Annotated in this window: 30 protein-coding genes and 1 pseudogene; 4 read left to right on the plus strand and 27 right to left on the minus strand. The window is 38.6% G+C overall.

Features of this window, described 5'->3' with window-relative positions; genetic code table 11:
* Nucleotides 1-7: 7 nt before the first annotated feature.
* The gene (locus tag GKR92_04720) at nucleotides 8-1,312 is read left to right on the plus strand and encodes a DUF58 domain-containing protein (GenBank protein QMU61041.1); all 1,305 of its coding nucleotides are present in this window, start codon (nucleotides 8-10) and stop codon (nucleotides 1,310-1,312) included.
* Between the two features lie 26 nt (nucleotides 1,313-1,338).
* On the opposite strand, the gene GKR92_04725 is transcribed toward GKR92_04720, so the two are convergent.
* Nucleotides 1,339-2,127, minus strand: a complete 789-nt coding sequence (locus GKR92_04725) for a hypothetical protein (protein QMU61042.1) — start codon at nucleotides 2,125-2,127, stop codon at nucleotides 1,339-1,341.
* A 189-nt stretch (nucleotides 2,128-2,316) separates the two neighbouring features.
* Between GKR92_04725 and GKR92_04730 the strand changes: the two genes are divergently transcribed.
* Nucleotides 2,317-3,060, plus strand: a complete 744-nt coding sequence (locus GKR92_04730; GenBank protein ID QMU61043.1) for a DUF1223 domain-containing protein — start codon at nucleotides 2,317-2,319, stop codon at nucleotides 3,058-3,060.
* Nucleotides 3,061-3,071: 11 nt separating this feature from the next.
* Here GKR92_04730 and GKR92_04735 read toward each other — a convergent pair whose 3' ends face one another.
* From GKR92_04735 to GKR92_04760, 6 genes are all read right to left on the minus strand, one after another.
* Nucleotides 3,072-3,278 (minus strand): SlyX protein, encoded by a 207-nt coding sequence (locus GKR92_04735; GenBank protein ID QMU62710.1) that lies wholly within the window; start codon nucleotides 3,276-3,278, stop codon nucleotides 3,072-3,074.
* A gap of 29 nt (nucleotides 3,279-3,307) precedes the next feature.
* Nucleotides 3,308-4,336, minus strand: coding sequence for a serine/threonine protein kinase (locus GKR92_04740; GenBank protein QMU61044.1), 1,029 nt, complete (start codon nucleotides 4,334-4,336; stop codon nucleotides 3,308-3,310).
* A gap of 57 nt (nucleotides 4,337-4,393) precedes the next feature.
* A complete protein-coding gene (locus tag GKR92_04745) occupies nucleotides 4,394-4,768 on the minus strand; it encodes a hypothetical protein (GenBank protein ID QMU61045.1) in 375 nt (124 codons plus the stop codon).
* Between the two features lie 5 nt (nucleotides 4,769-4,773).
* Nucleotides 4,774-7,677 carry an RNA polymerase-associated protein RapA gene (gene rapA, locus GKR92_04750; GenBank protein QMU61046.1) on the minus strand — a complete coding sequence of 968 codons (2,904 nt, stop codon included), beginning with the start codon at nucleotides 7,675-7,677 and terminating at the stop codon, nucleotides 4,774-4,776.
* Between the two features lie 184 nt (nucleotides 7,678-7,861).
* Nucleotides 7,862-8,026, minus strand: coding sequence for a hypothetical protein (locus tag GKR92_04755; GenBank protein QMU61047.1), 165 nt, complete (start codon nucleotides 8,024-8,026; stop codon nucleotides 7,862-7,864).
* 166 nt (nucleotides 8,027-8,192) lie between these two features.
* Complete coding sequence (locus GKR92_04760) at nucleotides 8,193-8,972, minus strand: hypothetical protein (protein QMU61048.1); 780 nt, start codon at nucleotides 8,970-8,972, stop codon at nucleotides 8,193-8,195.
* Nucleotides 8,973-9,386: 414 nt separating this feature from the next.
* Here GKR92_04760 and tusE point away from each other — a divergent pair, with 414 nt between their 5' ends.
* Entirely contained in the window at nucleotides 9,387-9,728 is a 342-nt protein-coding gene (tusE, locus tag GKR92_04765; GenBank protein ID QMU61049.1) for a TusE/DsrC/DsvC family sulfur relay protein, read from the plus strand.
* Between the two features lie 18 nt (nucleotides 9,729-9,746).
* Here the strand turns inward: tusE and GKR92_04770 are convergent, their stop codons facing one another.
* The 15 genes and pseudogenes from GKR92_04770 to GKR92_04840 form a co-directional block, all read right to left on the minus strand.
* Complete coding sequence (locus GKR92_04770) at nucleotides 9,747-10,064, minus strand: hypothetical protein (GenBank protein QMU61050.1); 318 nt, start codon at nucleotides 10,062-10,064, stop codon at nucleotides 9,747-9,749.
* Nucleotides 10,065-10,240: 176 nt separating this feature from the next.
* Nucleotides 10,241-11,002, minus strand: a complete 762-nt coding sequence (locus GKR92_04775; protein QMU61051.1) for a sugar ABC transporter permease — start codon at nucleotides 11,000-11,002, stop codon at nucleotides 10,241-10,243.
* On the minus strand, nucleotides 10,999-11,937 hold the full coding sequence (locus tag GKR92_04780) for an ATP-binding cassette domain-containing protein (GenBank protein ID QMU61052.1): 939 nt from the start codon (nucleotides 11,935-11,937) through the stop codon (nucleotides 10,999-11,001). Before GKR92_04780 ends, GKR92_04775 begins: the two co-directional genes overlap by 4 nt.
* A 416-nt stretch (nucleotides 11,938-12,353) precedes the next feature.
* Nucleotides 12,354-12,494: a hypothetical protein gene (locus GKR92_04785; GenBank protein QMU61053.1), complete on the minus strand. Its 141-nt coding sequence runs from the start codon at nucleotides 12,492-12,494 to the stop codon at nucleotides 12,354-12,356.
* A 213-nt stretch (nucleotides 12,495-12,707) separates the two neighbouring features.
* Nucleotides 12,708-13,220, minus strand: coding sequence for an adenine phosphoribosyltransferase (locus GKR92_04790; protein QMU61054.1), 513 nt, complete (start codon nucleotides 13,218-13,220; stop codon nucleotides 12,708-12,710).
* 39 nt (nucleotides 13,221-13,259) lie between these two features.
* A complete protein-coding gene (locus tag GKR92_04795) occupies nucleotides 13,260-13,448 on the minus strand; it encodes a DUF3565 domain-containing protein (GenBank protein ID QMU61055.1) in 189 nt (62 codons plus the stop codon).
* 15 nt (nucleotides 13,449-13,463) lie between these two features.
* Complete coding sequence (locus tag GKR92_04800) at nucleotides 13,464-14,165, minus strand: DNA alkylation repair protein (GenBank protein ID QMU61056.1); 702 nt, start codon at nucleotides 14,163-14,165, stop codon at nucleotides 13,464-13,466.
* A 132-nt stretch (nucleotides 14,166-14,297) separates the two neighbouring features.
* Nucleotides 14,298-14,375 (minus strand): annotated as a pseudogene (locus GKR92_04805) (4Fe-4S ferredoxin).
* 321 nt (nucleotides 14,376-14,696) lie between these two features.
* The gene (locus GKR92_04810; GenBank protein ID QMU61057.1) at nucleotides 14,697-14,978 is read right to left on the minus strand and encodes an RNA-binding protein; all 282 of its coding nucleotides are present in this window, start codon (nucleotides 14,976-14,978) and stop codon (nucleotides 14,697-14,699) included.
* A gap of 481 nt (nucleotides 14,979-15,459) precedes the next feature.
* Nucleotides 15,460-15,888, minus strand: coding sequence for a hypothetical protein (locus GKR92_04815; protein ID QMU61058.1), 429 nt, complete (start codon nucleotides 15,886-15,888; stop codon nucleotides 15,460-15,462).
* A 119-nt stretch (nucleotides 15,889-16,007) separates the two neighbouring features.
* The gene (locus tag GKR92_04820) at nucleotides 16,008-16,484 is read right to left on the minus strand and encodes a hypothetical protein (protein ID QMU61059.1); all 477 of its coding nucleotides are present in this window, start codon (nucleotides 16,482-16,484) and stop codon (nucleotides 16,008-16,010) included.
* A 14-nt stretch (nucleotides 16,485-16,498) separates the two neighbouring features.
* Nucleotides 16,499-17,518, minus strand: a complete 1,020-nt coding sequence (locus tag GKR92_04825) for a peptide ABC transporter permease (GenBank protein ID QMU61060.1) — start codon at nucleotides 17,516-17,518, stop codon at nucleotides 16,499-16,501.
* A 106-nt stretch (nucleotides 17,519-17,624) separates the two neighbouring features.
* On the minus strand, nucleotides 17,625-17,816 hold the full coding sequence (locus GKR92_04830; GenBank protein ID QMU61061.1) for a hypothetical protein: 192 nt from the start codon (nucleotides 17,814-17,816) through the stop codon (nucleotides 17,625-17,627).
* A complete protein-coding gene (locus GKR92_04835) occupies nucleotides 17,813-18,397 on the minus strand; it encodes a hypothetical protein (GenBank protein QMU61062.1) in 585 nt (194 codons plus the stop codon). Before GKR92_04835 ends, GKR92_04830 begins: the two co-directional genes overlap by 4 nt.
* 443 nt (nucleotides 18,398-18,840) lie before the next feature.
* Nucleotides 18,841-19,446: a nitroreductase family protein gene (locus tag GKR92_04840; GenBank protein QMU61063.1), complete on the minus strand. Its 606-nt coding sequence runs from the start codon at nucleotides 19,444-19,446 to the stop codon at nucleotides 18,841-18,843.
* Nucleotides 19,447-19,746: 300 nt separating this feature from the next.
* Between GKR92_04840 and GKR92_04845 the strand changes: the two genes are divergently transcribed.
* Nucleotides 19,747-20,136: a hypothetical protein gene (locus GKR92_04845; protein ID QMU61064.1), complete on the plus strand. Its 390-nt coding sequence runs from the start codon at nucleotides 19,747-19,749 to the stop codon at nucleotides 20,134-20,136.
* A gap of 148 nt (nucleotides 20,137-20,284) precedes the next feature.
* Here the strand turns inward: GKR92_04845 and chrA are convergent, their stop codons facing one another.
* The 5 genes from chrA to GKR92_04870 form a co-directional block, all read right to left on the minus strand.
* Nucleotides 20,285-21,643 carry a chromate efflux transporter gene (gene chrA, locus GKR92_04850; GenBank protein ID QMU61065.1) on the minus strand — a complete coding sequence of 453 codons (1,359 nt, stop codon included), beginning with the start codon at nucleotides 21,641-21,643 and terminating at the stop codon, nucleotides 20,285-20,287.
* A gap of 122 nt (nucleotides 21,644-21,765) precedes the next feature.
* The gene (locus tag GKR92_04855; GenBank protein QMU62711.1) at nucleotides 21,766-22,578 is read right to left on the minus strand and encodes a peptidoglycan-binding protein; all 813 of its coding nucleotides are present in this window, start codon (nucleotides 22,576-22,578) and stop codon (nucleotides 21,766-21,768) included.
* A gap of 183 nt (nucleotides 22,579-22,761) precedes the next feature.
* The gene (locus tag GKR92_04860; protein QMU61066.1) at nucleotides 22,762-24,138 is read right to left on the minus strand and encodes an NADP oxidoreductase; all 1,377 of its coding nucleotides are present in this window, start codon (nucleotides 24,136-24,138) and stop codon (nucleotides 22,762-22,764) included.
* Nucleotides 24,139-24,280: 142 nt separating this feature from the next.
* A complete protein-coding gene (locus GKR92_04865) occupies nucleotides 24,281-24,586 on the minus strand; it encodes a 4Fe-4S dicluster domain-containing protein (GenBank protein ID QMU61067.1) in 306 nt (101 codons plus the stop codon).
* Nucleotides 24,587-24,674: 88 nt separating this feature from the next.
* Nucleotides 24,675-25,493, minus strand: coding sequence for a formylmethanofuran dehydrogenase subunit C (locus GKR92_04870; protein ID QMU61068.1), 819 nt, complete (start codon nucleotides 25,491-25,493; stop codon nucleotides 24,675-24,677).
* Nucleotides 25,494-25,522: the final 29 nt, after the last annotated feature.

Raw genomic sequence — 25,522 nt, forward strand, 5'->3', positions numbered from 1 at the left:
CCTTAATATGAAGCCCTCAAGAATTACGATTTGGTTTATTGCCTTTTGGGTAGCGCTAGGCCTGCTTGCAGCTTTCTTCCCGCAATTAAAAATACTATGGGAATTATTTGGTATTGGCTTTCTGATGATATTGTTAATTGATGCATTCGCTGTCTTTAAAAAACCAAACATTAATATTCACCATCAGGTTAATCACAACCTGCCAATTTATAGTTGGAGCAGTATTAAACAAATAATCCGTAATCAATCAGCAGATAATTTACACCTACTAGTACACGACCACTACCCTGTTGGTTTTAAGATCGAAAGCCTACCTGAAGCATTTACGCTTGCGCCAAATGATAGTGTTGAGCTGCAATATAGAATTAAACCGCTCGCTCGTGGCGACTTCAGTTTTAGCGGCACAGATATTTTAAGGCGCTCCCCTTGGCATTTATGGTTACGTAAGTTCTTTTATGAAAATGAAAAAAATGTAAGGGTATTTCCAGACTTTGCCTCTATTAGTAAATATATTTTGCTGGCTACTGATAACCGACTAAGCCAGTTAGGTATCAAAAAAAGACAGCGTAGAGGCGAAGGAAATGATTTTCACCAGCTACGTGAATACCATATTGGTGATAGTTTGAAACAAATTGATTGGAAAGCCAGCTCTCGCTTAAACAAACTTATTTCTAAAGAGTATCAAGACGAACGCGACCAACAAGTTGTTTTTTTACTGGATTGTGGTCGACGTATGCGCCACGCAGACGAAAAATATACTCACTTAGATCAAGCTATCAACTCTATGTTGCTACTAGCCTACGTTGCAATACAACAAGGTGATGCTGTAGGTTTTAAGTCTTTCGCAGGTGATGAACGTTGGGTGCCTCCCAAAAAAGGACCTAATGTAGTAAATAACTTACTACACAAAACCTATGACCTTCCTTCTACTTTATACTCTGCTGACTATCTAATAGTTGCAGAAGAAATTCTCCGCTTGCAACGACGACGGTCTCTAATTATTTTTGTTACCAATACCCGTGATGACGATTACGATAACTTAGTTTCAGCCATTCGCTTATTAAGCACACGTCATTTAGTAATTCTTGCCGACTTACGTGAAGAATCGCTAAACGAATTTCAAAAACAATCTGTAACTGACTTAGACAGCGCACTACAATTTCATGCTACCGAGCAATTTCTCCACCAACGTCAAGAAAATCACCGCAAGCTTAGACATTTAGGTGTAATTTGCCTTGATGTGTCTGCCGAGCAATTACCTACTCATTTAGTCAATGAGTACCTAAACATTAAGCGCTCAAGTAAGCTTTAAACTCAAATCATATATTCAGAAGTAATCTAATCAGTATAAATTGCTCTATAGGCAGTATAAAAAGCCGCCATACCCATCGGCAGCAACACTAACCAGCCTAAGAAAAACGGTATTGATGCAATAAATGCTAAAACAAGCATCACTATGCTAAATATCAAAAATGGCAGAATATTTTTCAAACAACCCATGAAACTCATTTTCAGAGATTCTATAAGTGGAACACCGCCAAGTGAGATGAGCGCCGGCGCAAACCAAAACATCATGGCAACTGGAATCATTAGCAAAAGAGCCACTAAAACAGCTAACATTATTCCAGAATTAAATATTGCAGCAGGATCAATCGATTCAGGGTTTGCTAATGCACCTAACCCACCCATACCACTAAACATGAACGCACCAATAATCACTACTAAAAGAATTATTACCCCAAGATAGATTGCTCCCAAACCGATCAGGGAACCCGTGTTGCTCTTAAAACCTGCAAATAAATGACCAATTTCAAGATTATCACCGCGTTCTAGTGCTGCACAGCCGATCATAAATCCAGCCATGAATACTGCATATAATAGTGACATCGCTAGCCCACCAATAATAGGAACAAACTGAACTACAATATTTAACACAAACCACAATATAATTAGAACAATCCATATCAATGGACTCATTTTAAATAAATTAAAAGCATCTTTTATCCAGCTAAGACCTGACATGGCAGGTAAAGACTTTATTCCGGTAACGGCTAATTCAACATCAGACCCCTTTCTTCCCTCTGTTAAATTTGCATCAGGCGCTTGATACGGATTTTGTTCAGACATATGACACTCCCTTTGTATTATGGATTACTGTTATTTAAGAATAATGTATATATGCAACTATTCAAAGGCTGCCTGACTATATTTATAATTCTAGATGAACCATCTATACTGCTAGTTAGTCCAATATAGCAATCATTCTATTTGCCTTCTAAAATCATCACTTATAACTAACAGTTAAAGGACCACTCCATGACGATGCGATACCAATTAGTGTTTACTTGCCTACTCCTCAGCTGTGCAAGCCTAACTTGGAGTCAAGATATAGAGTTTAAAAGTGGCAATAAACAAGTAGCCTTAGTAGAACTGTATACCTCACAAGGCTGTAGTAGCTGTCCGCCTGCCGACGAATGGCTAGGTAATCTTAAAAACAAACCTGGCTTATGGAGTGAATTTGTCCCTGTCGCCTTTCATGTGGATTATTGGGATTTCTTAGGCTGGAAAGATAGTTTCTCAAAAAAAGAATATTCCGATAGACAACGTTTGCACAGAAGACAGGGCAATGTAAAAGTGGTTTACACCCCTGGCTTTTTTCTTAATGGAGAAGAATGGAAACGAAAGTTTGGACGAAAAACACCTTCTTTAAGTAATGACGCCACAGGCAATTTAGCAGCCACTTTAAGCGGCAATATCCTCAAGGTAAATTATGAATTTCATGAGTCAATTAGTCCTGCGACATTAAATGTTGGAATATTAGGCTTCGGTTATCAATCTCAAATTCAAGCTGGTGAAAATTATAATCGTGTACTACAAGAAGATTTTGTACTTCTTTCACACTCTGAATATATAAGCTCTAACCATAAATGGGAAATCAAACTACCTGACAAAGTTAGTCCGAAAGCAAAAAGATATGGCTTAGCCATTTGGATCAGCGATGGAACTGACTTAAAGCCTTTACAAGCAACAGGCGGGTGGTTACCTGAAAGCTATTATTAATAGAGCACATTTTAGTAATGTGGAGGAACCTCATCCCCCGCACTTGCATCAGGCAGGCTTGAAACAATTTCTTTATACTGTTCTTTCAATTGATTACTAAGCACAGTTAATTCATCAATCTTCTTTTGCTGATTAACAACATGAGAATTAAGCTCTTGCAACAAGTCTTCTTGAAAAGATAGTTTTGTTTCTAACTCTACTATTCGCTCTTCTAGAATATTTTCAGGCTTATCTTTTGACATCACTATTATCCAAATAATTGTATAGCAGGCTCATTTAGCTCACCTAATTGTTCTCGTAAATCAAGAATATGTTGCTCCCAATACTGAGTGGTATTAAACCAGGGAAAAGCACGAGGAAAAGCAGGGTCATCCCATCGCTTTGCCAGCCATGCGCTAAAATACATTATCCGCAGCGTTCTTAACGATTCTACATATTTGATTTGCTGCAAAGGAAATTCCGAGAATTCATTATAGCCTTCTACGACCTCATTTAGTTGCGCAGTTTGCCTTGCCCGATCACCTGAAAGTAACATCCATATATCTTGTATTGCCGGTGCCATTCTAGAGTCATCGAAATCAATAAAATGTGGAGCATCATCACGCCATAGAATATTACCTACATGGCAATCACCATGAACACGAATATATTCCGCATCCTCACCATCAATATAGATAGTATCAATTATTTTTAAGATTTCATTTACAACAGCATCATAAGATTCCCGAATATGGCCAGGCATAAATTTATCTTTAATTAATGCGGCACTCTCATGACCATAATGTTTACAACTTATAGAAGGACGTTTCTGAAATGCCTGCACAGCACCTACAGTATGCATACGCCCTAAGAACCGACCCATAATAAACAAATTATCTAAATTATCTAACTCAGGCGCATGACCGCCCTTTCGTGAATACAAAGCTAGTCGAAAATCACCATACTTAAATAAAGTTTCAGAATTTTTTACTAAAGGGGGTACAACAGGAAGATCTTGTTCGACTAATTCTGCGCATAACTGATGCTCTTCTAGAATCTGTGCATCAGTCCAACGCTCAGGTCGATAAAACTTGGCAATTATAGGCTCATCATCCTCTATACCTACTTGGTAAACACGATTCTCATAGCTGTTCAATGCCAGAATTCTGCCATCACTAACATAATCGTGCTGATCTACTGCATTTAGTACAAAACTGGGAGTAAGTGCATCAAATGGATGATTTTTAACACTCTCACCTTCAGATGATTCTTTGTCTTCAGGAAAAGAATTACTCATATGCCTACGTTAGCTGATTATTGAGATTCACGCTAACTAAATACTTATCTTAAATGTCTAAGTCAGCAATGCATGCAAATGCTCCTGGATGTTTTTATCACCCGCAAGCCACTTCTTAACAACATCATGACCTGCTAGCAGACATTCTCTCCCATATTCCTTTTTACTAAATTCATCTCGAGTGCGATTTACAATAGTTCTGCCCTGCTCAGCACTCAAACCTCCGCCCATTAAATAACGCAAGTATATATCGTCTTCGTGAACCTCTACATCCGCAGACAATTCTTTAATTAAACTATAGGTAAAAACAGATATCATCTTTCGCACATCTCTTGTCTTTTCTTGTGCAGGAATTGGTAGATTTTGGGTAGCCACCTGTAAAATATCATGTGTTTTGCTACATAGCTCTTCTAAAAGATGTATTTCAGCCATTTTAGTTAACGTCGAGAAATTGCTACTCGAATTGCATCTAACCTTAACTGTGCATGTTGCATATACTCTTCAACCTGAACAGTAATTGATTCTAAATATTCAATTTCTTCTTGGCGTATATTTGGATTTACTTTTGATAGTGAAATTAAGCGCTCTAACTCAGCAGCTTGTTGTACTTTCATCGTATCGGTTGCTTGCTTAATCACTTCTTCCATCTCTACTTCGGCAATACCATTTGCATGTTCGATCAACTCAGTAATTTGCGCACGAGTATGCTTAATAATACTTTGTGCAACATTTTTCTTAACACGCTCTGCCTTATGATCCATATGTTCAGAAGTTAATACTGCACCTAAATCATTATGATTATGGTCAATCAATACACGGATAATCGCTTTTGAAAAATAATTGTCTAGTCTTAATATTTTTGGTGCGGCACAATGAATAGTAAAAATGCATTCTAGTAATACTGTACTCGGCTTCAGTGCTTGTAACTTGAGAGTACACAAAGTTACATTTCCAAACTCCCCAGAAAGTATCATATCCATACTACCCGTAACCATGGGATGCTCCCAAGTATGAAACTGCATGTCTTCTCGCACTAAAGCTTTAGCTCGATCGTAACATGCAGTTAATCCATCTTCTGGCAAACATGGGAAACTGTGCTCATGCATATGGTCGCCTGGTTGTAATACAACACTATGCAAACTATGATATTGCTGATCCACTCCAAACTGATCACATACACGCTCCATATAATCAGCTAACTCCATTTGCTCGGTTGAAGTCAAAATATCTTGCACTACCTCAGCCGCTTGATTTGGATTGCATGAATTAAGTTCTAACAAACGATCTCTACCTTGCTGTAAAGCTTGCTGCATTTCATTAGTTTTAGTTTTTGTGTCCTGAGCTAATTGCTCAAAATCTTCATTATCTTTCTGATTTATTAAGCATTCTTGCAAACGATCAGAAAATAATGGGTACACCGCTTGCCCTATTGAACATACCTGACGAAATGCATTCAATCCTTCATCATACCAACGCATTAATTTTTCTTGCGCACTATTCTTATAGCAAGGCACATGAATTTGAACCGTATGTAACTGTCCAATTCGATCTAAACGTCCGATACGTTGCTCCAATAAATCCGCATTTAATGGCAGGTCAAACAATATCAAATGATGCGCGAATTGAAAGTTTCTTCCTTCACTTCCAATTTCAGAACAAATGAGTACTTGCGCACCCTCTTCCTCATCTGCGAAATACGCAGCGGCACGATCTCTAGCGATCAGATCTAATCCCTCATGAAACACTGCTGAGCGTATCGCATGTTGTTGATTTAAATAATCCTCTAATTGACTTGCTGTGTTCGCCAATGCACAGATCACTAAAATTTTTTCGTTGCGATTTTCTAGTAACCATTTTGACAACCATTCAACACGAGCATCTAAATTTAACCAGTTTTCACCTAAGCGAGTCTCAGTACGTAAATGAGAAGCAACGAGATCTGTAGTTGACTCATCTTCATTGGTTTCTTGCATACTGACTATTACGTCTAATGCCTCTTGAGAGGTTTCCAAAAGATGCTGATGTAATTCACGCTGTGGGAAACCCTCCACTGCATCACGTGTATTTCTAAACAATACTCGCCCTGTGCCATGTCGATCCAATATAGTTTGAATCAATTCATCTATAGCTTTTCTTGGTGAATGATTTGGATTTTGTAATGCAGTTTTAAAATTCGCAGTGACTTCATTACCTAATAATGCAGAAATTTCATCTAATAAACTTGCATTTTTTCGAAGCTGCTCAGTTGCATCATCAGTAAGTAATTTTTGTACAAGCTCATTAACTGGCTGATAGCTTGTTTCTTCTTGCCTATATTTTTTCAGATCGTGATACCTATCAGGATCTAACAAACGCAATCTTGCAAAGTGACCATCAACTCCAAGCTGCTCAGGAGTTGCGGTTAACAATAGTAACCCAGCAACATTTCGCGCTAATGCTTCAATACATTCATATGCATTGCTTACATTATCTTCAGACCATGTTAGATGATGCGCTTCATCTACAATTAATAGATCCCAATCTACCGCTAATGACTGTTCAAAGCGTTCGCTGTTATCGGTTAAGAATGATAATGAACACAACACACATTGTGCAGTTTCAAAAGGGTTCCCAGGTTCTGCTTCGTCTAATGCATGGCAACGCTCTTCATCCAAAATAGTGAATTGCAGATTAAAACGACGTGACATCTCAACTAGCCATTGATGCACCAAACTGTCTGGTACTACAACCAAAACTCGACTGGCTGCACCAGTAATAAGTTGCTGATGCAAGATCAAACCTGCTTCTATGGTTTTTCCAAGTCCTACTTCGTCAGCGAGCAATACTCTAGGTGCATATCGTTTTGCAACTTGTGAAGCAATATAAAGCTGATGTGGAAGTAGCTGTACTCGCGGACCAAGCAAACCATAGCTTGGAGACTTTTGTAAACGATGTTGATGATGTAAAGTTTCTACACGCAATGAAAAATTTTTAACCTTATCAACCTGACCAGCAAATAAGCGATCTTGTGGCCGGCTAAATTGCACAAAACTTTCAAGATCTATTTCTTCAAGACTGTGTTGATTACCTTCTTCATCTAAACCTTGGTAAATCAAGTAACCGCCCTGTTCGATTACTTCAGCAATTGCAAAACTCACACCATCTGCATTGCTGACTTTTTCACCCACCGTGTAATGCACTCGACTTAAAGGAGCATTGCTTATTGCATAGGTTCTTCGTTCACCAACAGCGGGGAAACTAACGGTTACACGACGATTAGCAGTATCTACGACTATTCCAAGACCGAGCTCAGACTCTGTGTTACTTACCCACCTTTGACCAGGTACAAACTGAATATCCATTTACGCCTTAAATATTATGAATAATCCTATAAAAGGATAAAGCAAACCAAAAAGAGAAATAACTCTCTCAGCTTAAAGTCGAATAGAACCTAAAGAGGTTTGGAAAGGCGATTTTAGAGTGTATTACGAGCCAGTAATACGTACCAAAAGGTATAAGGTGGTGAGACGAGAAGGCTGATTTAGCTTAATTTGATATGGCTTTATAAAACTGTTCTTCAGAAATTTCTTTGCGGTCAAAATAAAGTCTAAATATTTGCTTTGCACGTCTATCATTATCAACAATTCTCTTCAAAAAATTGCGCATTAATTTTGATCTGACGTCCGTAGGTAGAGGTATAGTGCTTGCCATCACTCAAGCTCCATTTGAGTATATGTAGATGCTTTACGTTACCTTATATAGGCAAATCTTTAAGCCCTTGCCTGGGCTAAACGACAAAATTAACCGATCAAAAGAGGTAATCCAAGCTAGAGTCCCTTATTTTTAGCCAGATAAATAACTGTATTTTGCAAATACCCTAGTTATAGTTGCAAAAAATTGCCTTGGGAAATTTTTGACAAAAGCGTTGAGTAAAGTCCTTACAAGCATTACTGGATGGATCGTTTTGACATGCAGCTGCGATCTTAGCTTTTTTACACTTATATGCGTTAGGAAAAGTCCCGCAGAAATTATCAAACTTCTGTAACTGACTCTTACAATCCGTAGACTGAGGATCCTTTTTACATAAGCTTAAATATTTTGATAACAAACATTCTCTTGTATATGGATTTTGTTGGCAGAAAGCATGACCAGAAATCGCAGTTCGATTCGAAGCGGAATTTGTAACCGCAACAGTTTGCGTAGTCTGATTTTCAGGAGCCTCGATAATAGCTATTTCACCTTCTTCAGGCTCAAGCTCGATAACCTCTAAATCTCCATTACCCCGAACTTCTGACTCATTACTCACCATTACATCAGCACTCATCTCGCCCTCAGGAACTACTACTACCTCTGGAACGTCAATCTGCACATTACCTTTGGTATTCGCAGCAGATTTAATCGGAACTTCTTGGTAGATTTCAGAACCGTCAGCAGTCTCAATCCTGCGATATTCCATAGCTTGTGGTCGAATTACCTCATGAGTTTGGCCATTTTCATCAACCACCACATCTACGGGTTGGCCTACAATAACGTTTTGAGAGGTACTAGTACTGGGCAAATCTTCTAGATATGCGTCTAAAAGGTCCGTCTCTTCTGCAATGGCCCATGTCGATACAACTAATAGAGATGAAATTAGAGAGATATATAGTTTTTTCATAGTCGCCACCTGCTTGGAAATATAAATACCTTACTAATTGTACCCTTTTTCTTGAGGATGCCGCAAATACATTCAAACCTAACTTAATCAGCTCAAATGCATCTTGTCATTAAGAGAATATGGCCAGAAAAATAAGCAAAGATTACATTCTATTTTCTTTATAAAACATATCAAAATAATTGAATAAGTAACCGCTAAATATAGAAGATAATTTAATTGCCTACGCAAATTAATCACTTTATATAGCAATCTTACTGGGAGTCATAATAATTTAGTTAATTATAATCAATGCAGACGCCTATAAATTAAATTTAATAGCCGTATTTAAATCTATATATTGTATGTTTATCAACACTGTCAATTCGTATCTTTATTGTTATTAGCGTAACTTCTTTTTCACGCAAGGAGTAAACTTTGTTTGTGAAATCTATAAAAGACAATGCAGAAAATACTTTTTTTCCAGAAAACTGGTCAGATGATAATGCAAAAAGCATCGCTTTATCTGAAGGGCTTAGGCTTTCCGCTGATCATTTAGATGTCCTACATGCCTTACAAGAATATTACTCACGGCACGAAATAAATCAGATCAACATTCGTGAGCTGCACGATGCATTAAATGAGAAATTTCATCATAGTGGTGGAATGAAATATGTATATAGCTTATTTCCAGGCGGTCCTATAGCTCAAGGCTGCCGATTAGCGGGACTGCAACCGCCAGCAGGTTCTGTAGACAAAGGGTTTGGTAGCGTAGTTTAAATTCTAGAATAATTGAAATTAAGCTTCATATAAATGCTTAATGCTATCGATTTCACCAATATCTACAACGCGAAATGTGCATGCTCGGTTATGCTTAAATATATTAGACTCGCAAAGAAGCTCGACAAAACCATCTTCTAATAAATATTTATCTGATTGAAAATACCATCTAGAAGCTGATAATGTATGTGCAGTTAGCCCGTGCTCTTTAGCAAAGTTCTCAACGAACTTATTTGCATCTTTCTTAATATTATAGGCCGAATGATCTAAAAAATGCTCAGTTTTAGCTTTATACATTAGACCAGAGCAGATACTTTTAACGCTATCAGTTTGCATGGAACGCCTCCTGAATTTCTACATTAATAGTAAGAATTATACGCCTATAATAATCTAATTATTAATCCGAATAGCTGATGCCGCAAATAGAGATAATTAATTGCTTTCCGCCATATGCATATGCATATGCATATGCATTTATATTTTATTGCATTAATTATTGCGTTTATATTTAATTATTGTTTTAAACGATATCCTGTCTTAAACATCCACCATACGATGGCTAAACACGCTGTTGAGAATAGCAGTACCATCAATAAACTGACTTGAATACTGACATCTGATACTTCGTAAAAACTCCAACGAAAACCGCTTACCAAATACACTACAGGATTAAATAAACTTACAGTTTGCCAAGCTGGAGGGAGCATACCGATCGTATAAAAACTTCCACCTAAAAAGACTAAAGGCGTAATCACCAACAATGGGATCAATTGCAATTGCTCAAAACTTTTGGCCCACAGGCCTATTATAAAGCCAAGCAAGCTAAATGAAATACACGTTAGTACCAAAAAACTCAGCATCCAAATTGGATGTGCAATTTTTAATTCAACAAAAAATCCAGCAGTAGCAAGGATTATTAAGCCGATGATGAATGACTTTGTCGCCGCAGCACCCACATAACCCAATACGATTTCAACAAAAGAAATTGGCGCAGATAAAGTTTCATACATAGTGCCCGTAAAGCGTGGGAAATAAATTCCAAAAGAAGCGTTAGATACGCTCTGTGTAAGCAATGCCAGCATCATTAAACCAGGCACGATAAAGGCGCCGTACGAGATACCTCCAACCGTTTCGATACGACTGCCAATTGCAGAACCAAACACCACAAAATACAAGATCGTTGAAATAACAGGCGAAGCAAAACTTTGCAAAATCGTATGCCATGCACGCAGCATCTCGTATTTATAGATCACTCTTACTGCTTGCGTATTCATGCGCTTTCCTCAGTAGACACTTTCACTAAATTAATAAATATATCTTCAAGAGAACTTTGCGAAGTATTTATATCTTTCAACAATAAACCACTCTTATCCACAGCACGCAATAACTCTGCAATGCCAGTATGTTCACTATGACTATCATAGGTATACGTTAGCCGATTACCCTCTGAAGATAACTCCAAAGACCACGTCCATAATGACTCAGGTATTGAATCAATTGGCTGCTCTAGCTCCATCATCATTTGCCGTTTACCCAATTTGTGTTTTAACGAATCTTTTTCATCCACTACAATAAGCTCACCTTCATTAATCACTCCCACTCTATCTGCTATCTCCTCAGCTTCTTCAATATAATGAGTAGTAAGAATAATAGTTACCCCAGATTGTCGTAGCTTTTCCACCAAGGTCCACATATCTTTACGCAACTCAACATCGACTCCAGCAGTGGGCTCATCTAAAAACAATATAGTAGGCTCATGCGATAAAGCTTTAGCAATTAATACACGACGTTTCATTCCGCCAGATAAAGTCAAAATATCACTATCTTTTTTGTCCCACAGTGATAAGTTTTTCAACAATTGTTCGAGATAAATTGGATCAGGTTTCTTGCCAAACAAGCCTCTACTAAAACAAATAGTGTCCCAGACCGTCACAAACATACTTAGCGTTAACTCTTGTGGCACCAACCCGATCATGCTGCGAGTTAGTCGATAATCATTAACGATGTCATGACCATCAACTGTTACTGAACCCTCGCTTGCATTCACAATTCCACAAATAACAGATATTAATGTTGTTTTACCTGCACCATTTGGCCCCAGCAGCGCAAGAATTTCACCAGGCTGAATTTCTAAACTAATACCTTTGAGTGCTTGATGCCCACTTGCATAGGTTTTGGAAAGGTTAGTAACAGAAATTATAGGGTTCATACATGATTTATATCATGTTTTAGCAAAACCTCTAATTAGATATATTTTTGATCACTATTTGTTCTCTCAGCCCCATTCATAATTTGCAGTGCATTTAAGCATCAAGCATCGAAATGAAGATAGGCCGCTTAACTAAGCATCAATGTAGTAATCAGCAATACAATTAAGATTGTATTAATTCAATTTACATCATCACTTATTATTTCTGAGTCAATTAAGAAAACACGCAATTAAAATTACGTTGAATTTAAAATGTTACACTGAAGTATTTTAGAACAATGAAGAGAAAATGAACAAAAACCACTTACACCTACAGCTAAGTGGCCGAGAAGAAATGACAGCAACAAAAACTACCCACCTATTTACTAGGCAGTTTAATACCACTCAATCTAATTAAATCTATCTAGAGCGCTTACTTATCCGTAGCTGACTGAAGAGCTTAATACTAAGCACAATATTGCTATAAAAAATATGGCAAGAATCACCGATTCCGCCCAATTTACTTTTAAATGCTCAACAAAGTCATGTACTTTATGCTCAAAAGGAACTGTATTCATAACTAACAACCTCTCACGCTAATTAGCTTATGTAATTAGCACTATTTTACTTTGTAATTCAACAATCTACAAATTCGCAACGATGTTTTGTTGACGATTTAGAACACGTTCCTATGAGGCTCATTAACCATGATTATTAAACAGCGCTATAATTGGTGCATCTTGGTAGAAATAAATTTAATTAATCTTAAAGATCAATACTTACTATAAAAATTAATAAGTAACCATAGATAAAACGGGTGCATTAGGTAATTTTGATCTGCCATCCAAAGCTAGCAATTCAATAATAAAGGCAAAACCAACTAGCTTACAGCCTAATTTCCCTATAAGTTCAGCTGTTGCAGCAGCAGTTCCACCCGTTGCAATTAAGTCATCAACAATCAAAACTCGACCCTCTGCATGAATTGCATCTTGATGTATTTCTAAACAATCCGTTCCATATTCAAGCTCATATTCAATTGAATGTATTTCAGCTGGTAACTTTCCTGCTTTACGGACTGGCACAAACCCTGCTCCTAGCTTATATGCTATCGGTGCACCAAATATAAAGCCGCGCGATTCCACACCAATTACATAATCTATTTTTTGATCTAAAAACTCATCGCTAAAATGATCAATCACATAATTCAGTCCTTCAGAGTTTTGCAACAACGTTGTAATATCGCGGTAGACAATTCCTGGTTTTGGAAAATCAGGTATATCTCGGATAAGCGACTTAATGTCCATATTATTTTTGTTCCATACAATTCGGTTATTTATATAAAGCTATTGTTCATCACACTTTTTACACTCTAACTCATGCCCTAACATCTCTTTACGACCCTCTTCTGTTAACACCCAAGGACGACTCACCATTGGAAGGTTATGCCTTACATGCTGAAAATGCCCACACGAAAGTTCAGCGACCCAATGGCTTTCTTCATCTAGTTTATACCCAACAATACTTTGTTTCATTTACATTGTTCAGACTTATATTTTACCGTGCAAGTATTTTTTCCGCTCTGGTTCAGGAAATTTTTCTATAGCGTAACGTAGCATCATACGAGGCATTTTCTTATAACAATTCAATAAAAATGCTCGTTCAATATTTGGATTCTGCTTGCCTACTTCTCTCAGCATCCAGCCCACTGCTTTATGAATTAATTCCTCACTATCATTCAACAATTGTTTCGAAATTTCCAATGTGTCATCAAATTGATTATTTTTAATGAAATGCAAGGTAGAGATTATCGCAATACGCCTTTCCCATAAGTTTTTTGACTTGGCAAGCTTATATAATGGACTTTTATTTTTATCCTCAAGGTACATGCCTACAATTTTATATGCAGAACAATCGACCAAATCCCAGCTATTAATATATTTTGTATTATCCAAATACAATCTGTAGATGACTGATTTTTCATGCTTACTACTTTCAAATTTTTGAACCAGAAGAAAGAGCGCGCATAAACGTTCTTCATGGTATACAGACATTAATAATTTATGAATTTCAATCAGCGAGAGCTCGCTATATTGTTTTGCAAGTTTTCTAAGAACAGGCACACGTATACCGAGGAATTGATCCCCTTCTCCATACTCACCTTTCCCAGTTTTGAAAAAACGTTGCGAGTGAATAGCGTACTCAGGATTAGCAAGACCTTTAAGGTCTTCGCTCAATTTTTTTGATGACATTCACAAAGCTCCATTTAAAGCTTTGATTAAAAATTGATAGCTTGATAGCTAACAGAAATATTAACTATCTGTTTTATTTTCAGTACTTTCTTCAGCGCTTACTTCTGTTTTAGCTTCTGTTTTAGCTTCTGTTTTAGCTTCTGTTTTAGCTTCTGTTTTAGCTTCTGTTTTAGCTTCTGTTTTAGCTTCTGTTTTAGCTTCTGTTTTAGCTTCTGTTTTAGCTTCTGTCTTTTTATTTGATGCAGTCGCACGCTTACCAAACTGACGTTCGTTTAATAGCACTACATTTTCTTCCATCGCCTCTGTCACCTCTTCAAGGCTGCCTTGCTTATAACCATTTATACAATTTGTGCCATGAGCAATTTCATAACGATACCAGTCAGAGCCTTCAGCGCCTGGTGGTGGGTCTGTTTTTAAAATCGATTTGATCTCATACAGCTTACGAACTACTGGAACTTCATCTGTCATATGTTTTACTTGAATAGTTAATTTACATTTATAATTTCAGGGCCGCCGGGTATAAAAAGAAATTTACCAACGATTGCCGCCGCCACTCGATCTCTTCTCTTGTGGTTTAGCTTCATTAACCGTTAACGCACGTCCATCAAGATTAGTGCCATTAATTTCTTGAATCGCTTTTTGTGCTTCTGCACTGCTAGACATTTCAACAAAACCAAAGCCTTTACTTTGGCCCGTATCGCGATTCATGATTACATTTGCAGATTCAACCGTGCCACATTTACCAAATGTATCTTGTAGTGTTGCTTGATCTACTGAATAGGGCAAATTCCCAACGAATAATTTTTTTTCCACAACAACCTCCTAAAGGTTTAATAACCGTCTATGAGGATGAGGGCAATTTTACCGGCAGACTCGAAAGAAACGATATGACAAGGAAGTGCTAGTTTACGCTTTTTTGGCGTAAAAAGCCCGTAGACGAAATTTATGCAAGTTATAATGGTCTTTTCTGATGCTTAAATACCCATATAAAAATACTGTACACAAACTAGAAACAACCCTATACCGAACTATGTATTCGCCTACTCATGCGGGATAAAACTTGAATTTTCCAAAGAAGACGCTAAAAGAACAGCAAAACTTCATGCTTAAGTGAACAAACTGGGAAATACTTCAAATCTTGTGTCCCATAAGGCATGCCCACCTGCTAGAGATAGAATGGGATAAAAGATGATAACTCGAGGTACTTGTCAAATTTCCCTTACGATAAACTATAAAGCCAGCAGTGTTTATCGATGTTAGGCAATACACACTGCTGATTATGATTGGTATCTAATTAAGACTTAACACTTTTAACGCTTTCTTTAATGCGTGCTGCAATATCGCTTACTTCCATTTTCATGGTTAGCTGAGCAAGTTTTTCGCCGGTCTCAGCATTCAGCAAAAGCATAAACCCTGTCTTACCAGCATTACTGTCATATAAGTCGCTTATCCCCAAAGCGGCTGCCATCATTGCGGCCTGATGTTTCGTAGTTTCATCAGTCAGATTTAAGGTCACAAATAATATATCTTGATTATCAAGCTTGGCCTCTTTCCTAGCCTCTGCCACTTTTGGGTCAAGCGCTTTGCAGCTACCACACCAATCTGCATAAAAAAGCACGCCGTAGACAGCAGGTTTAGCGGTAGTTGAGCTCTCATCACCATGTGAAACCAACGGCATGGCAATTAACAGCATGGGAATGAGTAAAAATATAAGCTTTCGCATGTCTTCTCCTAATAAATTTTATGACATACAGAAATAGACCCAATAGATGAGCATTTCATTTCACCACCTTACGATTTAATAGAGAATAGATACTTGGAACGATATGATTGCTCTGGAACTTAAAATTCACGGCCTGCAGAGAAAGTGAAAACAGCGCTAGCATTATCACCCAGATCCGGAATAAATCGTGATTTTAGAAAATACTGTTGATAGCCAATTTTAAATTCTGGAAGAATAATCGGATAAAGGTCACCAGCATGGTCAATATTATCCTCATACCCAGTAACCAGCCCAGCAAGAGCACCTATGGTGCAGATAAACGTATCCGAAGAACATAGATCATAGGTATACGCAACGCCAAGGTAAATAGAAGTATCATCATAAGAATTATTAAAAATACCACCTGTAGCAGACCATCGCTCTTTGAAGAAATACGATACACCTAAACCATAGTTATCTTCTTCATAACCATCATCATCAAAGTGATACGAAGTGAGGTGCAGCTCAACTTCTAAATTTTCCGCTATAGCCGTACCACAAAAAATCAACAAGATAACTAATAATATTTTCATATGCTTAATTTTTACCTTTATCATTTAACCAACGTTATTCATTTAAAGCGCTCAAGTAGTGCTTTTGCATTATCACCACGCAACTGCCATGACATGCACCGAACACCTCCTCCCATTGAACAAACATGATGACTAGAAACTGGCACAACTTCGCGAGAAGTTGCTGCCCGCACTTGCTGTAAAGCAATCTCATCTTCAGGAATACCAAATTGAGGCAGATAGATTCTATTCGCTGTAACTAATGCATTGGTATACAAACCACAAGCTGAACCAAAACGATCATCGTATATCTCGCTGTCATCATAGGGTGTAACAATCTCGTGAATCGTAACACCAGGTAGACCGCGCTCTAAATCAGCTCGTAGGTCATTAGCATAATCAGGATCTTCTGCATAAGAATTAATTACTAAGACATTAGCATCCACAAATGCAACTACACCATCCGCATGCTCTAAGCCACCTTGTTCGTCCGATTCAATAAAAGCAACGTTTTTCACTGCCAATAATTTTCTGAGCTTAGAACGTGCTTGTTCTTCAGAGAAGTCATTATCACGCAAAAATTTACGACTGATCACTACATTGCCAGCGTAATCATCTACATAGTTACCGCCATCATTCAATAAATCAGTTTCCTTAAAAACAAGTTCTGCATTTTCAGACACAACAGCAATCCGCTCCTGTACAGCATCTGCATCGCCTTGACCTTTTTGGCCACCACCTTGTCCTGCAGCGGTGTAACGAAACATTATGGGTTGCGCCGCATTGGAAAAACTGAAATCACGCATCCAAATATCACTCATTGGCGCAATAACGACTTTATCTTCACCAAGAGCATCCACATAATCATCGTAGGCAAACTCATCAACAAAGACCAACACATCATCACGATCATGAATTTGATTTACATATTCCACATGAAATTCAAATATATTCTTAGCCTGATCAGCGTAATAGGGATCACCGGAAATCGGCGCAGCCAGTACAATTAATTCTTTTTGCAATCCCTTGTCCTCAGGTTTCTCATTTGCTGATAAACAACCAAGCGTTATTGCAAACAGAATTACAATATTAGAGATTATAAATTTCAGCGGCGTAATGTTTTATGGTAAAAAGACCAAAAGCCTTTTAGAGCAATGAAAATCATAAGTATTGGCAAGATGTTAGCTATTCAATACTACCTTTAAATGGTAAATGCGCTCTGCGTTGAGCTGCCTTTAATCTACCAATACGAGCTTCAAGCTTATGAATTTTATTCATGCTTGCAGAGCAAAGTCCCTGGTAAGTCCCTACTCTTTCTTCAGTAGCTGCAAGTCGTTGTCTTAAATCGAAGGTTTTAGGATCATGGTCGTACGTCATGCGTCTAATCTTACATCAATCCAATCATTTTCCGCAGCTTGCATCATCTGCTCCACTTCTGCTCGATCATCTGAATCAAACCAGTTATTAAACTCATCTTGCTCAAGCATCACTGGCATTCTGTGATGTATCTTTTGCATTTTTTTGTTCGGTGCCGTAGTAAGAATCGACATAAACATCTCACCGGTTTCACTATTGATTTCATACAAACCACCAAATGCAAAGCCATCCACTTTTGACGGACTAATTTTATAACGATCTCGCTTACCCTTAGGCTGGTTCTGATCCCACTCAAAGAAACCACTAGCAGGAATAATGCAGCGATTATTAAACATCGCCTTACTCCAGGTTTTCTTACCCCAAGCTTCAGCACTTCGGGCATTGATAAGCGGTTGTTTGCTAAATGACCGCTCCCAGCCCCATTTCATTTGTGCAAATTCATTACCATTGTCCGTGCGAATGGCAACCGCGACCTCATTGGTTGGATAGATCTGCTCACGTGTAGTAAACCCTATTTCAGCATCGATCAATGCTTCAACAATAGACAGAGGTACAGAATCCAAATAAAAACGCCCACACATACTTTTATCTTCCTAATGTCTGTTAGAAATTTGCTTCATTAGCCATACACATATTCTTCTAACTACCCATCAATCATTCAAGCCACTTAAACATAACTACTGAAGCCTGTCTTGAGTTTTATACAATCGGATATTAATTGACTTCAATTGATTAATATTCAACCAATATTTCTTTTCGTATCCAATATTAATCAAATTAAAATGCACAAATTTAACTTGTCAGTAGGTTACCGGATTGCCAAAATCAACACTTATATCTAAAATACAAACTAACAAATCTACTAGGTTGGGGGCCAGTAATTGTGAACGAAGATTCAAACAATAATTCTTCTCATCAACGACAGTACGTACAAACTAAAAAAGATATCATTACTTCTGTTTATTCTATTTTAGTTTTGTTTGCGGTAATGGCGCTTTACTTTCTATATGGGTAAACCAATTCGTTAGAAAGAATTCTCGACCACAAGCTCGTCTAAAGGAAGTTGCCCAGGTTTAGGCCAAGGGTCTTTTATGCCTTTCCCAATCGCAACCATTGGTCCAATCACATGAAAGGCAGGCAGATTAATAAGCTCTGTGACTTTTTCATGATCAAATCCAATCATGGGGCAAGATTGATAATCCATCTCTTGTGCAGCAAGCATCATGGTTTGCATCGCAATCCCGATGGATCGTTGCGCTTCATCACGCTGCAACCATTCTTTCTCCACATGAAACGGCCCCATCCAATTCACCAGCAATTCTGCGACCTCTTTCGGTGCATTCTTCCAATAACGCTCAGGCTCTTTATTCCAAGCTTTAACGTCTGCAGTAAAAAGCACTAATAGAGAAGCATCGGTAATTTGCGCTTGATCATTACCAAACTCGGTTCGAATTTTAGAACGCAACTCAGGGTCACGAAGAATAACAAAACGCCAATGCTGTATGTTAAAACTGGTAGGTGCTTGGATGGTTGCTTCAAGCAACTTAGTTTCTTCTTCTTGAGTTAACTTATGATTTTCATCAAAATGTTTAACGGCACGACGGTTGTAGATGGCTTCGATTGTATTCATATTTATTGCTTAAATTAAATTTAATAAGGTTCAAGTTGATTTGATCTTATCAAACACTATGGCCCAATGTCTGCTTCGACCGCCATGGACGGCGGAAGTGCAGAAATTGCAGGAGCAAATTTCTGTCGGCCAATAGCGGACATCGATAAATGACTGTATTACTAATTCTGAGCTTAATAAAAATAATTTAAAAATATTTAAATTAGATGTAATAAACATATCTTAAAGTAGGTCTCCTAACACAAGATCATGCATGGTTCTTAAATTTTATACATTAATCATGTTAAAGGAGAAAAAGTAATGAATACAATTAAAACATTAACAATGCTGCTTGTCGGTGTAGCGCTTATGATGCCAGCGTTTGTCAGTGCCGAAGAGTTTAAAGGTAAAATAGTTGGTCATCGTTGTGCCCAACTGAGCAAAATGTGCCCTCTTGTTGGACTAGAGGAACATATTGTGATGGAACAAGATTTCGTTATGGTTAAAGAAGACGGGTCAATCCATACTCTACATAATTTAAATCGTGATACAAAAGTACGGTATGTAGGTAAAAATGTGGTTATTCAAGGCGATTATGACGAAAACACAAAGGCAGTTTATGTTAACGAGTTCAGTAATGAGGAAGGGAAGCAAATTTGGTCTTGGAAACAGCAATCAAAAGAAAATCCTTTAGGCCTCACTGCTGGATAAAATCCACAAGCAATAACAAATAATCCCCTGTGGCTTGTTCTTAAACTCTGCGTTTCTTTGGTAAAAAAGAACTAAATTCTTATCAAAGAACCGCAGAGCATTATTATAGAGAACGGAGTGAATGTCCGCTTTGAGTCGAAAGCGGACATTAAGTATATTCTATTATACTAAGAACCCATCCTAAAAATGCACAACTTAATATCACTTTTACAATATCAATTTTAAATTTAAATAGAGCAATAAACGCGACTATTCCGATTACTAATGATACCCAATCAATTTTACCTACTAATTCTTCAAGCCCATTAAAACCATTCGACCACAACACGTGATAGGCGAAGAAGATTGCTAAGTTTATAATCACACCCACTACTGCAGCAGTGATCCCTAACAATGGTGCTGTAAAGTGTAAATCTTCTCTTGTCGCCTCAATGGCGGGGCCGCCAATAAATATAAACAAAAATGATGGTAGAAAGGTAAAGAAGGTTGCTACACAGGCTGCGGCAATGCCTGCAAGCGGTAACATCTCTGGGCCGAATATTTCTTTGGTCCAACCGCCTACAAATCCTACGAAGGTTACCACCATAATCAATGGGCCTGGCGTGGTCTCGCCTAACGCTAAACCATCGATCATTTGTGTACCGGTGAGCCAACCGAATTGATCTACCCCACCTTGGTATACATACGGCAACACGGCATAGGCACCACCAAAGGTTACTAACGCTGCTTTAGTAAAAAAGATACCCATCTGTGTAAGCGTGTGATTCCATCCGTATTTAAAATACAGAGCAGCAAAAGCAGCCAGCCCTATTCCCAAGCCCACAACAATAAATGTAACCAATCTAGGCCAATTAAACTTTATGTGACTGGGTGCGGGCGTATTATCATCGATTAATGCAGGGCCATAGGAATCATGTGCTTCACTTGGATGCAAACTGCCACTGAAATATTGAGGTACTACCTTAGAACCAATAAAACCTAAAATACCTGCTGCCAGTACGATGATCGGAAATGGAATATGAAAGAAAAAGATCGCAACAAACGCAAGCACAGCCATAGCGCGCAACACATTGTTTTTAAGTGCACGTGAACCAATTCGATATGCTGCAAATAACACAATAGCAGTAACGGCAGGTTTAACCCCATACAACACCCCTGCCACAATTTGTGTGTTGCCGTATTCTAAATAAATCCAAGTAAGTGCGATGAGAATAAATAAGGATGGCAGTACAAATAAGAACCCTGCAATTAAACCGCCTTTCACACCATGCAAGAGCCAACCTATATACGTAGCGAGCTGTTGCGCCTCTGGCCCCGGTAACACCATGGTGTAATTAAGAGCGTGTAGAAATCGATTTTCAGATATCCAGCGCCTACGCTCCACCAGTTCTTGGTGCATCATGCTGATCTGACCTGCTGGCCCACCAAAGCTGATGAAACCAAGCTTAAGCCACCATTTCATGGCTTCAAATAAACTAACGGAATTGGGTTTTGTAGTAGGTGGCATTAATTTTCTTCTTTTTGGGCTTCTTATTCTGTTAATTTATTGTCTTCTTTTTTGGGCAATAAAAAAGGCAGCCCGAAGGCTGCCTTTACATAAACCCTTTGCATAAACCTATGTATGAAGGGCTATTCGCCTACACCAAGTTTTCCACCTTTCCCAAGTCCACCTTCAACGTTTTGTACTTTGTAATTGCGTAATGCTTTGACCATATTGTTGTATGAGTTTGCAAAGGCTGCTGCAATTACTTTACCTTCAGGTGTTTTAGTAAATGCAGATGCTGCACCACCGCTACCACCTTTATTAAATATTCCAAACCCTGCGCCAAAACTGAATTTCTTTGAAGTGCCTTGTGCAGCGGCTATTTGCACACTAGAGCGGTTATCGATTAATAATAATGTGGTTGAAGCCTCGTCTCTTTTTAATTTTCCAGCAACACTATCTAATAAATCGCCTGCACCCCCAAGCTTTCCAAATAATTTACCTTTCGCTCCACCAGTTTCTTCTGAAACTTGAATCTCAGGGCTCATAGTATAGTCCGCCGCTACCATTTGGCCTTTACCAAAATTACTGCCTTCACGAGTTTCACCTGATGCTTCTAGTTGGCGCTCACCCATCACTTCTTTCATTGCTTTGCCTCTCTCAACCACAACAAAACAATTTGATTGCTGAACCATTAAACGTAGCAAAGGGGTTGTACTGCCTAACGTTGGGTAACGACGATAATAGCTATGCCACCAGGTTGAGTGTTGATCTTCATGCACCGCTAATGTGCCAAGAGGCTCGGAACAAGATTCTAATTGGCTATCTGCACCAGTTGAATTTGCGCCACCCGCAGAACCAGAAACCCCATCCGCATGTGCTGGCAAAACGAATGTTGCTAAAGCGAAAAAAGATATTAAACCCATTGGAAAAGACATTAGTCTAGACATTTGCATCATAGATAATCCCATTGTTGTAAATTAGTAATAGCCTAGTTGGAAGCAACCAACCAAAAATGCCGGATAAATATAACATTAACATCGCAGATGCTGTATTTGTCAATAAATTTATAATTCAAACAGCACCTTAATGACCAAACCAAAGAAAATGCTTTAGCTATAAAAGCAGAACTAAGTCGAGATCTATCCGTTAGCGATGGCTAACATTTCATCGCGGCGAGTGAATTTCTCGCGTGGTTTCCCTTTTGGTTCACCAGCTGCTACTTCTGCTGCATCAATCTTTTCCCATTGCGGATAATTAATATAGCTCGCACCATTAGCATCAAGTATTTTGTACAGTGCTGCTCGCCCTGCTTTATCGCTAGTAAATTTATTTACATCTTCTAATAGCATTTCGACTGACTCTACCGCGCATGCGCGGTTGGTACCGATAATTCCGGAAGGCCCACGTTTAATCCACCCTGCGGTATACAAACCCGTCACTACATCACCTCCATGTTCAGTCGTAATGCGACCCTCTTCATTTGGAATGGTGCCCCAACGATCATAAAAAGGCACATCTTCTATGGGCACGCCGTTATAACCAATACTACGGAATAGTATTCCACAATCGATTTCCATAGTTTCACCCGTACCTTTGCACGATTGTTTAAAGGGCTCACCTGATAGTGTATTAATTTCGAATACAACTTTTTCTAAACGACCATCGCCTTCAAGACGAATAGGACTTTTTAAGAAAGTTGAAATACATGTGCGCGGTTTACCGCTATCTTCTGATTCGGCAAACTTTTGAAATATTTCGACGTTCTTTTTATTGCCACGCCCTGCTTTTTCTTCTAACTCTTGTTGACTAACATCGTTCAGTACTAATTCTTTAGGATCAATATAAGCGCGACAGTTTTCGATTTCTAAAAACTCTTTCAACTCTTTTGAAGCAAACTTGGCTTGTGCAGGACCACGACGGCCAACTACATAAATGGTTTTGATCTTACTTTCTGCTAAGGCATCAAGCGCATGCTGTGAGATATCAGTGTGTTTTAGTTCATCAACAGACTTAGCCAGTATTCTAGACACGTCAGCCGCTACATTACCTTGACCAATTACCACTGCGGTTTCATGCGAAAGATCGAAGCTACGATCACGATAATCAGGATGGCCGTTATACCAACCGACAAATTCGGTTGCGGTATAACTACCCGCTAAATCTTCACCTGGAACACCTAATTTACGATCAGTTTCTGCACCACAAGTATAGATAACGGCATGATAAATTTCTTGCAACTCTTTAGCTTTAACATCTTTACCGACTGTTACATTACCAACAAAGTTAAATTCTGGGTTTTGCGCAATTTTTTTATAGACTTCGATGGCTTGTTTAAGTTTTGGATGATCGGGTGCTACGCCACTACGCACTAAACCAAATGGTGCAGGCAATCTTTCGATTAAATCAATTTCAACGTTGAGATCAGATTTAATTAGTGATTCAGCAGCATAAAAACCACTTGGACCGCTTCCGACAATGGCTACACGTAATGGATTACTCTCACTACCAATACTCATTCAAAACTCTCCTATTTCTCTCTAGATTCTATTCTTATTATTCTTCTTGAATCCCTTCTCGATCATTCCGTTTTATATGACACAAACAAAAACGCACAACATAAAGCTGTGCGTCTTATAAAATCTAAGCTTTATTGATTATTTAAAATCCTAGCTCTGTTTTACGATCTTCAGCACCATCCAGAGGATCCATTGGCTCTTCGATTAATGGCAAATCACCACACTTATCAGCGTTGATCTCCACCCATCCTTCTTGGCCTTCAGGAATATCATCTTCCTCGTAAATTGCCTCTACTGGGCATTCCGGTATGCAAGCGCTGCAATCAATGCATACATCTGGGTCGATGTAGAGCATTTCATCATCAAAATGAAAGCAAGCTACTGGACATACGGATACGCAATCTGTAAATCGACAGCCTTTGCAATTCTCTGTAACAACTGTAGTCATGTAGTTTCTCCTATGTGACTTACCCAATGAGATAAAAAAGTTAGACTAAATATGTAGATGCCGTGATAAGTGTCATGTGGTCGTTGCACTAACGTTCAAACAGTAGTACTTCACCACGATTGAGCTCAATCCCGTCTCCGCAATAGCGCTTGAATTTCCCATTTAGGTGTTTATCTTGGATTTTTCTTTTAAATCCATTCTCACGTAATTTTGTGAAATACAAACGCAAAAACAATGGATGATATGTACACGAATATTCAAAACTAGGCAACATGGGTGCATCTTGTAACGACACAATGGTGCCTCGTCTCATTCCCGCGCCTGTCCGTATTCCTAATTCACCCAAAACAATTATCGAGCCGGCCAACATATTTACACCTGTAAAGTCGCCGGCATTGCCACCAATAGCGATTAGCCCGCGACGCATTGCACTGCCAATCTCATTCTTGGCATCACCGTGCACAAATATTTCTCCACCTGTAATACCAGTGGATTGACCTCTATAAGCACTACCAACCATGTGACCTGCATTTTTCTTTATCGTAATGCGCCCACCTGACATTTCTGGCCCTACCCAATCCCCTGCGGAACCATTCACTTCAATTGCGCCACCCGACATCCCGGCACCCAGGTGCATACCCACATCACCATCGATAATGATCTTGCCCTTTGACATTCCAGCGCCAATAAGTTTTACACCACTTAAATCCCCTTCGACATGAATTTCTGCAGCACCCTTACCGGTTACTTTGAAAAAATCACCTAATTTACACTTCACATTACCGTGCATAACGTTGAGATGCTCGATACCGGATTGAGACAAGCTCGCGAACACAGTGGGATTAATCACTTCAGTTTCCAAAGGCACTTCAGGTTTTGTATACAGCTTTAAGTGTGTAACAGACATATCTATTTACTTAAGGTCTTTTTAATATC

The sequence above is a fragment of the Gammaproteobacteria bacterium genome (genome assembly GCA_014075255.1).
Lineage (GTDB): Bacteria > Pseudomonadota > Gammaproteobacteria > UBA4575 > UBA4575 > JABDMD01.

Excerpts from the sequence above, each read along its gene's own strand:
- GKR92_04720 (QMU61041.1), top strand. The coding sequence starts at position 8 with ATGAAGCCCTCAAGAATTACGATTTGGTTTATTGCCTTTTGGGTAGCG.
- GKR92_04725 (QMU61042.1), bottom strand. The coding sequence starts at position 2,127 with ATGTCTGAACAAAATCCGTATCAAGCGCCTGATGCAAATTTAACAGAG.
- GKR92_04730 (QMU61043.1), top strand. The coding sequence starts at position 2,317 with ATGACGATGCGATACCAATTAGTGTTTACTTGCCTACTCCTCAGCTGT.
- GKR92_04740 (QMU61044.1), bottom strand. The coding sequence starts at position 4,336 with ATGAGTAATTCTTTTCCTGAAGACAAAGAATCATCTGAAGGTGAGAGT.
- GKR92_04745 (QMU61045.1), bottom strand. The coding sequence starts at position 4,768 with ATGGCTGAAATACATCTTTTAGAAGAGCTATGTAGCAAAACACATGAT.
- rapA (QMU61046.1), bottom strand. The coding sequence starts at position 7,677 with ATGGATATTCAGTTTGTACCTGGTCAAAGGTGGGTAAGTAACACAGAG.
- GKR92_04755 (QMU61047.1), bottom strand. The coding sequence starts at position 8,026 with ATGGCAAGCACTATACCTCTACCTACGGACGTCAGATCAAAATTAATG.
- GKR92_04760 (QMU61048.1), bottom strand. The coding sequence starts at position 8,972 with ATGAAAAAACTATATATCTCTCTAATTTCATCTCTATTAGTTGTATCG.
- GKR92_04770 (QMU61050.1), bottom strand. The coding sequence starts at position 10,064 with ATGCAAACTGATAGCGTTAAAAGTATCTGCTCTGGTCTAATGTATAAA.
- GKR92_04775 (QMU61051.1), bottom strand. The coding sequence starts at position 11,002 with ATGAATACGCAAGCAGTAAGAGTGATCTATAAATACGAGATGCTGCGT.
- GKR92_04780 (QMU61052.1), bottom strand. The coding sequence starts at position 11,937 with ATGAACCCTATAATTTCTGTTACTAACCTTTCCAAAACCTATGCAAGT.
- GKR92_04785 (QMU61053.1), bottom strand. The coding sequence starts at position 12,494 with ATGAATACAGTTCCTTTTGAGCATAAAGTACATGACTTTGTTGAGCAT.
- GKR92_04790 (QMU61054.1), bottom strand. The coding sequence starts at position 13,220 with ATGGACATTAAGTCGCTTATCCGAGATATACCTGATTTTCCAAAACCA.
- GKR92_04795 (QMU61055.1), bottom strand. The coding sequence starts at position 13,448 with ATGAAACAAAGTATTGTTGGGTATAAACTAGATGAAGAAAGCCATTGG.
- GKR92_04800 (QMU61056.1), bottom strand. The coding sequence starts at position 14,165 with ATGTCATCAAAAAAATTGAGCGAAGACCTTAAAGGTCTTGCTAATCCT.
- GKR92_04815 (QMU61058.1), bottom strand. The coding sequence starts at position 15,888 with ATGCGAAAGCTTATATTTTTACTCATTCCCATGCTGTTAATTGCCATG.
- GKR92_04820 (QMU61059.1), bottom strand. The coding sequence starts at position 16,484 with ATGATAAAGGTAAAAATTAAGCATATGAAAATATTATTAGTTATCTTG.
- GKR92_04830 (QMU61061.1), bottom strand. The coding sequence starts at position 17,816 with ATGACGTACGACCATGATCCTAAAACCTTCGATTTAAGACAACGACTT.
- GKR92_04835 (QMU61062.1), bottom strand. The coding sequence starts at position 18,397 with ATGTGTGGGCGTTTTTATTTGGATTCTGTACCTCTGTCTATTGTTGAA.
- GKR92_04840 (QMU61063.1), bottom strand. The coding sequence starts at position 19,446 with ATGAATACAATCGAAGCCATCTACAACCGTCGTGCCGTTAAACATTTT.
- GKR92_04845 (QMU61064.1), top strand. The coding sequence starts at position 19,747 with ATGAATACAATTAAAACATTAACAATGCTGCTTGTCGGTGTAGCGCTT.
- chrA (QMU61065.1), bottom strand. The coding sequence starts at position 21,643 with ATGCCACCTACTACAAAACCCAATTCCGTTAGTTTATTTGAAGCCATG.
- GKR92_04855 (QMU62711.1), bottom strand. The coding sequence starts at position 22,578 with ATGATGCAAATGTCTAGACTAATGTCTTTTCCAATGGGTTTAATATCT.
- GKR92_04860 (QMU61066.1), bottom strand. The coding sequence starts at position 24,138 with ATGAGTATTGGTAGTGAGAGTAATCCATTACGTGTAGCCATTGTCGGA.
- GKR92_04865 (QMU61067.1), bottom strand. The coding sequence starts at position 24,586 with ATGACTACAGTTGTTACAGAGAATTGCAAAGGCTGTCGATTTACAGAT.
- GKR92_04870 (QMU61068.1), bottom strand. The coding sequence starts at position 25,493 with ATGTCTGTTACACACTTAAAGCTGTATACAAAACCTGAAGTGCCTTTG.